The sequence below is a fragment of the Myxococcus vastator genome (assembly GCF_010894475.1).
GTDB lineage: Bacteria > Myxococcota > Myxococcia > Myxococcales > Myxococcaceae > Myxococcus > Myxococcus vastator.
Map to the genome: position 1 here is coordinate 1 of NZ_JAAIYB010000312.1, position 10285 is coordinate 10285.

A 10285-nucleotide genomic window follows, 5' to 3' on the forward strand; every position below is an offset into this window, starting at 1 on the left:
GCCGTTGGCGGCTCTACTTCGACACCCGAGCCGCCAACGGCACGCCGGTGGAGCCCCACCCCGCCCTGCAGCTCAAGAGCCTGCTGCGCGCGGGCTACCCGGCGCGCCACCGCTTCAACGCGTCCTGGGGCCCCGTCCTGGTGCAGGCGCTGGTGAAGCAGCTGCAGCTCGACTTCCGCCCATCGCTCACGGCCAATCCCGAGGGCGCCTGGGCGCTGGACGCCCTGTCCCTGGCGCTGGAGCCCGGCGCCACGTTCCGCAACAGCGAGGGCAGGACGGTCCACATCGACACGGTGATGCGGGACGCGCTCGCCACACTCGAAGCCGCCCAGGCCGAGCTGGCCGTGGCGATGCGCGAGCGGAAACCGCAGGTCCCCAAGCGCAAGCAGGGCATCTACGCCCACCCGTGCGGCGGGCTTCACTACTTCCAGGCCGTGGCGGGCTGGGCCCGGCATGCCTCCGTGCGCAAGGCGTGGCGCAAGCGGCTGGACGCGCAGGTGGACGTGCTGCTGTACCGACTGGACTCGGAAGGAAGGCAGTACGAGGCGGCCCTGGCCAACGCGCCGTTCGCGCACCGGCTGCCCTTGCTGGTGCAGATGCTGAAGTTCCAGGGCCACCTGCTGGAGACGCTCGGGCGCTACCGCGACGACACCGGGTGGCGCCCCACGAAGGCCCAGCAGCAGACGGTGGAGCGGGCGCGCACGGCGCTGGAGCACACCGTGCGCCGGCTGGACGCCGGTGGCGCCTTCGACGGGTGGCAGGCGCTGGCCGAGCGGCAGCCGCAGCTCGCGCTGGATTTGCTGGGCGACACCTGCCACGCCGCGCACGGCGAGGCCCTGTGGCGCGCGCCCGCCGTCAGTGCCCCAGCCGAGCGAGGTCCTGCGCTGTGAAGCCCGCCTCCTCCAGAATCTCCCGCGAGTGCTGCCCCAACGCGGGCGGCGCGCGCAGCGGCGTCTCGCCCATGCGCAGCGGCGTCAGCAGGTGCGTCACCTTGCGGCCCAGCACCGCGTCCTCCGCCTCTACGAAGAGGCCTCGGGCCTGGAGCTGCGCGTCCTTCAGCACGTCGTCCCCCTCCGCCACCGCCTCGATGCACAAGTCCGAGCCCGCGAAGCGCTCCTGCCAGTACGCCAGCGGGTGCTCGGCGAACAGGCGCGTCAGCTCCGCCTTCACGCGCGCGCCGGGCTCGCCCGGGGCGTAGACGTCCTCCAGCAGCTCCGGGCGCCCCAGCCGCTCACACACGCCCGCGAAGAACTTGGGCTCCAGCGCGCCCACCGCGAGCCACCGGTCATCCGCCGTGCGGTACAGGCCGTAGCACGCGTAGCCGCCGTTGAGCGCCTCCGTGCCTCGCTGAAGGGCGGCGCCCTGCGTCCCCATGTAGAGGCGCGACGCCAGGTGCATGTGCAGGAAGGCCAGCGCGCCGTCCGTCATGGACACGTCCACGAAGCGCCCCTGCCCCGTGCGCTCGCGCTCGTGCAGCGCCGCCAGGATGCCCACCAGCGCGAAGAGGCTGCCGCCGCCAATGTCGCCCATCTGCACGCCGGGAAAGGCGGGCGCGCCGCCGGACTCACCGCCGTAGCCCAGCAGGCCGGCGCGGGCCGCGTAGTTCAAGTCGTGCCCCGCCTTCAGCCGGTCCGGCCCCGTCTGCCCGTAGCCGGAGATGGCGCAGTAGATGAGCCGGGGGTTCTGCGCGCGCAGCACGGACTCGCCCACGCCCAGCTTGTCCATGACCCCGGGCCGGAAGCTCTCCACCAGCACGTCGTAGTGGCGTGCCAGCCGCTTCAGCGCCTCGCGGCCCTCGGGCTGCTTCAGGTTCAGCGTCAGGGAGCGCTTGTTCCGGTTGAGGCCGTAGAACAGGCCGCTGACGTCGTCCCGCAGGGGCGGCATCTGGCGGACAGAGTCCCCGCCCTCCGGCTCCTCCACCTTGTCCACGGTGGCGCCCAGGTCGGCCAGCACCAGGGTGGCGTAGGGGCCAGGCAGCAGGCGCGACAAATCCAGCACGCGTAGGCCCGTGAGCGGGAGTGACGACATGGGACATTCCTCGGATGCTGCGCGTCAGGGGTGTGGAAACGACCGCGGCGCGTCCCTGTGAAGGAGACGCGCCGCGTGCGACGGAAGCCAGCGGGCGGCGTCTCAGAGCAGCTTCGCGAGCTTCATCGCGAGGCCCATGTCCATGGGCTTGAACTTCAGCTTGCCCTGCATGGCCGCCATCTGCGCGTTGAGCTTCTTCTCGCGAATCTTCACGAAGTCGTCGTTGCTCACGGAGATGGTCATCTTCGGGTTCTCGGCCGCACCCTCGGACACCCAGTTCTCCGTCTTGGTGGCGTCCAGCGTCCACTTCCCGCCACCCTCACCCGACACGTCGAAGACGATGACGGCGTTGAGTTCCTTCGCCAGCTCCGGCTTCGCCTTGAGGGTCTCCGGAATCTGGTTCTCGATGATGTCCTTCGCGCTCACGACACACTCCTTGGCCTGATCGTTGATTTGAAAATCAAAGACAGGGGGACCGTAATGGCGCCCCCCTGACAGGTCAAGACACGGATGCGGCATCTGTCACGCGCTGGTGGACGCGGCGGCGGGATTCAGCGAGCGGCGAACCATGTCCAACAAGTCGTTGAGTTCGAACGGCTTCGCCAGATGGCCCACCGCGCCGATGTCGGAGGCCTTGCTGCCCACATTGCGGTCCGCGCTCAGGACGATGAGGGGGATGCGCGCCACCTCGGGCGGCAGCTGCCGCATCCGCTGGGCGAACTCCCAACCGTCCATCACCGGCATCATCAGGTCCAACAGGATGAGGTTGGGCGGTTCGGGTTCGAGCCGGTCCAACGCCTCCTTCCCGTTCCGCGCCCGGCGGATTTCGAAGCCTTCGGCTTCCAGAATCTCTGAAAGGGCTTCCAGGATGTCCGGGTCGTCATCAACGACCAGGACCACCGGGGCCCTCGCATGTTGCGCATTGTGCAAGGTCAGAGCCGTCTCCCGAGGTGCGTCGCTGGGATTCTTCAACCATCCTCCCACACGGCCGCGCAAGAAAATGCGCCCACGCCGCCGGACATGGGTCCACGTTGCAAAACCGACAGTCACTGCCCACCCTTTCCGTGACCTGAGGGACTGGGGGTGTGGAACGTGGCGAGCGTGGGGGAGCTGAAGGCAGGCGACATGGCGGCACCCGGGCTTCTGCTGCTGCCTCGTGGAGGCGGCCCGCGCCTGCTCGGCCGCTCCCTGCTGGAGCAGCTGGGGCTGGAGGCGCTCCCCAGCCGCGTGGGCTCCCTGCCGGAGCTCATGGCGGTGGCGGGCTTCCAGCGGCGCTCCGGTAGCGGGAGCCTCTGGGAGCGGGACGGCCAGGTGCTGATGGCGGGCGAGGAGACGCTGGAGGACGGCGCGGTGCTGCTGTGGACCTCGCCCCTGGCGTGGGATGAGGCCGGGGTGCGCCGGCGGGTGCGCTACCTGTCCATGGCGTCGCATGACCTGCGCGGCTCGCTGGCCAACGTGCGCTCGTACGCGGCCCTGCTGCTCAACGGCCGCGTGCCCCTGGAGGCCAAGGTGCAGCGGGGCCTGGAGACCATCCTCCGCAACGCGGACCGCTCGCTGGCCTTCTCGCAGGACTTCTTCGACGCCAGCCGGGCGGACCTGGGCTCCCTGCCCTGTGAGCAGGAGCGCCAGTCCCTGCTGCCCCTGCTGGACGCGGCGGTGGAGCGGCAGCGCGCCGCGGCCACGGCGGCCCAGGTGGCGCTCGTGTTGGACCTGAACCCGGCGGAGGCGGTGCCCGAGGTCGTCGTGGACGGGGCCCGCATCCAGCACGCCGTGGAGTCCTTCATCCAGTACCAGCTGGCCCGCGCCCAGCCGGGCGAGGTCATCCGCCTGGGCCTCCGCGACTTCGCGCCCAGGGTGCGCGTGGAGGTCCGCCGGGACGGGGCGCCCCTGACGGATGAGGACGCCGCCGCCGTCTTCCAGCGCGAGGAGCGCGCCTTCCGGGAGAAGCGGCTGGAGGACCCCTTGCGCGTCTACCTGGCCCGGCAGGAGGTGGAGGCGCACGGTGGCAGCGTGGGCGTCGAGTCGGACCGAGGCGGCAGCACCCTCTTCCTCACCCTGGCCCAGGCCCCCGTCGCGGCGCTCGGTTCTCCAGCAACCATGCAGGCTTGAATCGTCCGCCGGTCTTGCTAGCGGTCGGCGGCGGCCATCGGTATGCTCCTGGCGTCTTCGCGAAGGAGCCGAATGATGGGTTTGAAGGGAATGGAAATCCTGCTGATCATGGGGGTGCTGCTGCTCCTGTTCGGAGCGTCGCGCCTGCCACAGCTGGGCTCTTCGCTGGGAAGTGCGATCCGCAACTTCAAGCGCGGCTTCGGCGGTGAGGGCGAGGATGCGGCGGCCCCCGGGGACAAGAAGGCCTCGGGTTCGCTCTCCAGCGCCACCGGCGTGCAGAACGACGTCGCCAAGAGCCAGACGCCCAGCAGCCACGTCTGAGCCGCCGCCGGGTGGCGGTGCCGCCCGGCAGGACGTGAGCCGTGCCCGGAAACCGCAACGCCCGAGCCGCCCCCTGGAACAAGGGGTGGGCCGGGCGTTCGCTTTTGGCCGTGTGTGGCGTGAGCCTCAGTCGACCACGGCGGTGCCTTCGTACATCCGGTCAAGCTGCGCCTTGTACTTCTGGGTGCAGACCTTCCGCTTCACGCTGAGCTTGGGCGTCAGCTCCGCCGTCTCCTGGCTGAAGTCGTTCTCCAGCACGGTGAAGCGCTTGAGGGTGGCGTAGGGCGGCTGCTGCGTGTTGAGCTGATCCACCGCGGCCTTCACCGCCGCGTGGACCTCCGGACGCCGGGCGTTCTCCGCGTAGGTGCCCACCGGGGCGCCCTGGTCCTGCAGGAGCTTGCGCGCGCCCTCCTCCGACACGGTGATGAGCACCACCAGGTACGGCCGCTTGTCGCCGTACACCATGGCCTGGCTGATGATGGCGTGCGTCTTGAGGGCGTTCTCCAGGTTCTGCGGCGCCACGTTCTTCCCGCCCGCGGTGACGATGAGGTCCTTCTTGCGGTCGGTGATGCGCAGGTAGTTGTCCGCGTCCAGCTCGCCGATGTCCCCGGTGTGGAACCACTTCTCCGCGTCGATGGCCTCCGCCGTGGCGTCGGGGTTCTTGTAGTACCCCTTCATGACGGACGGGCCGCGGATGAGGATTTCGCCGTCGGAGGCAATCATCACCTCCATGCCCGGCAGGGGCGAGCCCACGCTGCCAATCTTGATTTTGTGCTCGCGGTTGATGGTGGTGCCGGCGGACGTCTCCGTCAGGCCGTAGCCCTCCAGCACCTTGAGGCCCAGCAGGTCGAAGAAGTAGCCAATCTTCGGGGCCAGGGGCGCGCCGCCGGAGATGAACACGCGCATGTTGCCGCCCAGCTTCTCGCTGATGGCCGCGTGCACCTTGGAGAACACCAGCTTCTTCGCCAGCGCGAAGCCCAGGGTGGCGTACTCGCGGCCCTGGCCGCGCGCCTCGACGTACTCGTCGAACAGCTTGAAGGCCCAGCGGAAGAGCCGGCCCTTGAGGCCCGGGGCCGCCGAGCCGTTGGCCACCACGTTGTTGTAGACCTTCTCGAACACGCGCGGCACCGACGGCAGCACTGTGGGGCGCGTCTCCACCAGGTTGGCCAGCAGCTTGTCCACCGACTCCGCGACGATGAGCCGGTAGCCCATGCTCAGCCAGGCCGCCTTCACCACCTGCGCGAAGACGTGCGCCAGCGGCAGGAACAACATCACCGAGTCGCCGGGCGTCATCATCCCCACCGACTGGGCGGCCTTGGCCTCGAAGGCCCAGTTCCGGTGCGTGAGGATGACGCCCTTGGGGTCACCCGTGGTGCCGGACGTGTAGATGATGGAGGCGGTGTCCTCCATGCTCACGCCCGCCACCCGCGCGTCGAAGTCGTCCGGACGGGCCGCGTGCTCGGTGCGGCCCTGGGCGACGACGTCGGCGAGCGACAGCTCGGTGCCGCCAGCGACGGGGCCCTCGAAGGCGATGACGCGGCGGAGCGCCGGACACTCCGCCAGCTTCTGGCGAAGGCGCGTGAGCCGGCCTGCCTGCCGGGCGTCCTTCTCGTCGTTGTCCACGAAGACGAGCGTCGTCTCGGAGTGGTTGAGGATGTACCGGCACTCATCCGGCGTGTTGGACGCGTAGATGGGGACGGTGATGGCCTGCGCGGCGCTGATGGCCACGTCGCAGATGAGCCACTGCAGGCTGGTGTTCGCGAAGATGGCCACCCGGTCCCCGGGTTTCACCCCCTGGGCCACCAGGCCCGCGGAGAGCGCCTTCACCTCGTCCAGGAACTGGGCGAAGGTGACGTCCTGCCAGCGGCCGTCCTTCTTGTGGCATGCTCCCACCGTCGACGCGTTCTTCGCGCGCTGGATGAGCAGCTGGACCAGCGTCGCATCACCCCCCGCGGCAGCGGGAACCGCCACCTGATTCTCTGCCCTCATCTGAGCTCCTTCTCGATATCGGCTTCGACCTTCTTGGACCACTCCTGCACGCGCCGCCCCTCCGCGGGGTCGTACGCGATGCTGCCTTGCTTCACCTTCTGAATGGCCTCGCGCGCCTTCTCCGCCTTGCCGTCCTTGAGGAGCGTCTCCGCCAGGAAGTAGTAGGCGCGCAGCATCCGCGGGTGCTTCGCGATGGCCTTCTCGTAGAGGCTGGCGGACTTCGCCAGGTCGCGCTTGGGCCAGGGCAGCTCGTAGTAGTAGCGGCCCTTGGCCAGCAGCGGCGCGCCCCGGTCATAGTCCGCGTCAAGCTGGATGGCCTTGTCGAGCCGCTCGTTGAACTTGCCCTCGAGCCCCTCGCCCAGCGCCTTCATGATGCCCACGGCCTGGGAGTACGCGCCGATGCCGGTGGCCGCGTAGTAGTGGCCCTCCACCCGGGCGGGGTTGAGCTTCACCGCCTTCTCACCCCAGTCCCACGTCTGGCGGCCCAGCACCTTCTTCAGCTTCTCGTTGGCCGCCCCGTCCGCCTGCCACTGGAGGATGCGCGCCTTGCGCCAGACAAGCTCGTAGTCCTCCGGCGCCGCGTCCAGCGCCGTCTTCAAGGCCCCCTCGTAGGCCTTCTCCCCGCCGGGCTCACCGCGCTTCGCGTACAGCCCGTCAAGCTCGGACAGCAGGGAGGCCTCGGCCCCCCAGGCAGGCAGGCTCAAAAGGAGGCTCAAAGCAAATGAAATCAAGCGCATAAGCGCCGGGCTTAGCACGCGCTTTTGCCCGCTAGCAAACCATGGCGGGTCAAACATCCGCCAAACGACAAGAGGCGGGAGCGGCCCGGAGTGACCCGGTCCGTCCCGCCCCGATGACGCGCCTTCCCAGGTGGGAAGCGCCCTGGAGGGCCGCTCATGCCGCCGCGTCGGCGGCCAGCTCGCCCAGGTGCTCCTCGTTCTCGTTGAAGGCTTGCAGGTAGCGCTCGAGGAAGTTCTTCGTCTTCAGCTCCACCTGACGCACGCGCTCACGCGACACGCCCCACCGCTGGCCCAGCTCCTCCAGCGTCAGCGGCTTGTCCTGCGTCAGCCGCTCCGTGAGGATGTCCCAGCCCAGGTCACCGATGCGCTTGCGCACCTTGGCGAGCGCCTCCTGAATCTCCGTGTCCTGCTCATGCGACAGGAACACCTGCTGAGGCGACGGGCCGTTGTCCTCCAGCCGGTCGAGGAAGGTCGTCTCGCCGTCCTCGTCGATGGTGGCGTCCAGCGAGAAGTCCACCATGCTGCCGCGCTCGGCCTCACCGCCGCGTACCTGGCTGCGGTTGTCCTTCAGGTACCGGGTGATGTAGGCGCGAATCCACCACACGGCGTAGGTGGCGAAGCGCACGTTCTTCTTCGGATCGAAGTGCTCGATCGACTTCATGAGACCGACGTTGCCCTCCTGGATGAGGTCATCCAGGCGTGCGCCGCGATTGGCGAACTTCTTCGCCACGGCGACAACGAAGGCCAGATTGGAGCTGGCGAGCGTCTGCCGCGCGGACTCGTCACCCTGGCGGGCGCGGCGCGCGAGCTCGTACTCCTGCTCACGCGTCAGCTGCTGGTGCCCGCCCAGGTTCCGAAGGTAGTGCGACAGGCCCTCCGCTGCGTACTTCGTCGAATTGGCCATGATTTCCCGTCCTCCGTTCGATGCCGGACGCGCGCTCCTCCGCCGCCTCGCGTCCACCTGGAACTAAGACGCGCAACGAGCGAAAGGGTTTCTCATTCCAGGTCCGATTCGGCATTTCGAGCGACATTCCCAGCCCTTCCCATGACTTGGAGGGTAAGCCGCTCGACGCCGGGACAAAAACGAGCCACGCCGGTCACGCATCAACAACGCTTGGGCGCGGGGAAGATTTTCGAGGGATTGAGCAACCCTGATGGATCGAAGAAGGCCTTGAGCCGGCGCTGCAAGTCGATGAGCGCGGGGGACTGCTCCAGCGAAAGATATTCCCGCTTCGCGTGGCCCACACCGTGCTCGCCTGTGATCGTACCGCCCAGTTCCACTGTCATCACCAGCATGCGCCGCAGGGCTTCCTCCACCAGCGGCCGTTGGTGGGCGCCCTCGTAGAGGATGTTGGCGTGCAGGTTCCCATCGCCCGCGTGGCCATAGGTGGCCACGGTGAGGCCCAGCTCGGCGCCCAGGGCCTTCAGGCGCTCGATGACCTCGGGAATCCTGGAGCGGGGCACGACGATGTCCTCGGAAATCTTGTGAGGCTTGAGGGTCCGGAGGGCTGGGGAAATCGCCCTGCGCGCGGCCCAGAGCTTCTCGCGCTGGGAGGCGTCCTGGGCCACCAGCGTCTCGGTGGCCCCCTGAGCGGTACAGATGTCACCCAATTGAGACAGCTCAGCGAGCAGGCCCTCGCGGCCGTTGCCATCCACCTCCACGATGACGGCGGAGCCCGCGCCCGGGGGGAACTGGAAGCCGCGGCCGTTCACCGCTCGCAGGGCCACGTCATCGATGAGCTCCAGGCAACGCGGGAGGATGCCCGCGGCCAGCACGGCGGACACGGCGCGCGCCGCGTGCAGCACGGACGGAAACACCACCAGGGCCGTCAGCACCTCGCGCGGCAGCGGGATGAGCTGAACGGTGATTTCGGTGGCGACCCCCAGCGTGCCCTCCGAGCCGACGAAGAGGCCCACCAGGTCATACCCCGCCACGCCCTTGATGGTGCGCCGGCCCACCCGCACCACCTCCCCGTCCGGGAGGACCCACTCCAGGCCAATGACGTAGTCCCGCGTGACACCGTATTTGAGCGCGCGAGGCCCGCCAGCGTTCTCCGCCACGTTGCCGCCCAGCGTGCACACCTCCCAGGAGTTCGGGTCCGGCGGATAGAAGAGCCCCACCGCCTCCACGGCCTTCATCAAGTCACCCGTGATGACGCCGGGCTGCACCACCGCGGTGAGGTCTTCCGGGGAGATGGAGAGGATGCGGTTCATCCGCTCCAGGCTCACCGCCACCCCCCCGTGCAGGGGCAGCGAGCCCCCACTCTTGCCGCTCCGCGCGCCGCAAGGGGTGAAGGGCACGCCGTGCGCCGCGCACACCTTGAAGACCTCCGACACCTGCCGCGTGTCGGCGGGGAAGACGACGAGGTCGGGCGCATGGACGCCGCTGTCGGACTCATCCCGGGCATAGGCGGCCAGCGAGGCGTCATCCCCGCGCAGCTGCTCCGGGGCCAGGACGGCGGCCAGCGCCTCGCGCACGCGGGAGACGCTCTCGGGCGCCACGCGAGGCCCGGGCACGGGCGTGCTCATCGCCGGGCTCCCAGCCGGGCCCACAGCTCACGGCGCAGGGGGCCGTCACGCCGCAGGGTGCCTTCATAGGCCTCCGCGTGGGTGACGGCGTCGCGCTGCTTGTCACCGCGCAGGCGCAGGCACGCCTGCTCCGCTTCGATGATGCACGCGGTGGCGGGGCTGCCCAGCACCTGGGCCAGGGAGCGCGCCACTTCCCGCGCCAGGTCTTCCTGGAGGATGAGCCGGTGCGCGAAGCAGTCCACCAGCGATGACAGGCGGCCAAAGCCCACCACCCGCTTGCCCGGCACGTAGGCCACGTGGGCCCGTCCGGTGAGCGGCAGCAGGTGGTGTGGACACATGGAGTGGAAGCGCAGGTCCGTCACCACCACCAGCTCGCCGGAGGAGCCCGGCGGCGCGGGGAACGTCTCCCCCAGCGCCTGCTCCGGGGTGCGGCTGTAGCCGTCGAGGAACTCGGCCGTCCAGACCTCGGCCACGCGCTCGGGGGTGTCCGCCAGGTGGATGTCCTGGAGGTTCAGGCCGGCGGCGCGCAGGAAGTCCGCCACGGCGCGCGCCCTGTCTCTTATACACCTATC

Annotated in this window: 11 protein-coding genes; 3 read left to right on the forward strand and 8 right to left on the reverse strand. The window is 69.3% G+C overall.

The features are described 5' to 3' along the window. Positions 1 to 890, forward strand: an 890-nt coding sequence (locus G4D87_RS25965) for a hypothetical protein (protein ID WP_163785006.1), incomplete at its 5' end; no start/stop codon positions are given. Here the strand turns inward: G4D87_RS25965 and G4D87_RS25970 are convergent. The 3 genes from G4D87_RS25970 to G4D87_RS25980 form a co-directional block, all read right to left on the reverse strand. Continuing rightward, positions 856 to 2028, reverse strand: coding sequence for a CaiB/BaiF CoA transferase family protein (locus tag G4D87_RS25970; RefSeq protein ID WP_163785009.1), 1173 nt, complete (start codon positions 2026 to 2028; stop codon positions 856 to 858). The genes G4D87_RS25965 and G4D87_RS25970 overlap by 35 nt on opposite strands. Positions 2029 to 2130: 102 nt before the next feature. Beyond that, complete coding sequence (locus tag G4D87_RS25975) at positions 2131 to 2454, reverse strand: SCP2 sterol-binding domain-containing protein (protein WP_163785011.1); 324 nt, start codon at positions 2452 to 2454, stop codon at positions 2131 to 2133. A gap of 96 nt (positions 2455 to 2550) precedes the next feature. Then, complete coding sequence (locus G4D87_RS25980) at positions 2551 to 2928, reverse strand: response regulator (RefSeq protein WP_163785012.1); 378 nt, start codon at positions 2926 to 2928, stop codon at positions 2551 to 2553. A 183-nt stretch (positions 2929 to 3111) separates the two neighbouring features. On the opposite strand from G4D87_RS25980, the gene G4D87_RS25985 reads away from it, so the two are divergent. Next, positions 3112 to 4137, forward strand: a complete 1026-nt coding sequence (locus G4D87_RS25985; protein ID WP_163785014.1) for a sensor histidine kinase — start codon at positions 3112 to 3114, stop codon at positions 4135 to 4137. A 42-nt stretch (positions 4138 to 4179) separates the two neighbouring features. After that, positions 4180 to 4458: a twin-arginine translocase TatA/TatE family subunit gene (gene tatA / locus G4D87_RS25990; RefSeq protein ID WP_163785016.1), complete on the forward strand. Its 279-nt coding sequence runs from the start codon at positions 4180 to 4182 to the stop codon at positions 4456 to 4458. A 126-nt stretch (positions 4459 to 4584) separates the two neighbouring features. On the opposite strand, the gene G4D87_RS25995 is transcribed toward tatA, so the two are convergent. From G4D87_RS25995 to folE, 5 genes are all read right to left on the reverse strand, one after another. After that, positions 4585 to 6447, reverse strand: a complete 1863-nt coding sequence (locus G4D87_RS25995; protein WP_163785018.1) for an AMP-dependent synthetase/ligase — start codon at positions 6445 to 6447, stop codon at positions 4585 to 4587. After that, positions 6444 to 7241 (reverse strand): tetratricopeptide repeat protein, encoded by a 798-nt coding sequence (locus tag G4D87_RS26000; RefSeq protein ID WP_163785020.1) that lies wholly within the window; start codon positions 7239 to 7241, stop codon positions 6444 to 6446. The genes G4D87_RS25995 and G4D87_RS26000 overlap by 4 nt, the downstream gene beginning before the upstream one ends. Before the next feature lie 97 nt (positions 7242 to 7338). Further along, the gene (locus G4D87_RS26005; protein WP_163785022.1) at positions 7339 to 8088 is read right to left on the reverse strand and encodes a sigma-70 family RNA polymerase sigma factor; all 750 of its coding nucleotides are present in this window, start codon (positions 8086 to 8088) and stop codon (positions 7339 to 7341) included. Between the two features lie 200 nt (positions 8089 to 8288). After that, entirely contained in the window at positions 8289 to 9713 is a 1425-nt protein-coding gene (locus tag G4D87_RS26010; protein WP_163785024.1) for an FAD-binding oxidoreductase, read from the reverse strand. Next, entirely contained in the window at positions 9710 to 10276 is a 567-nt protein-coding gene (folE, locus tag G4D87_RS26015) for a GTP cyclohydrolase I (protein ID WP_163785026.1), read from the reverse strand. The genes G4D87_RS26010 and folE overlap by 4 nt, the downstream gene beginning before the upstream one ends. Between the last annotated feature and the right edge of the window lie 9 nt (positions 10277 to 10285).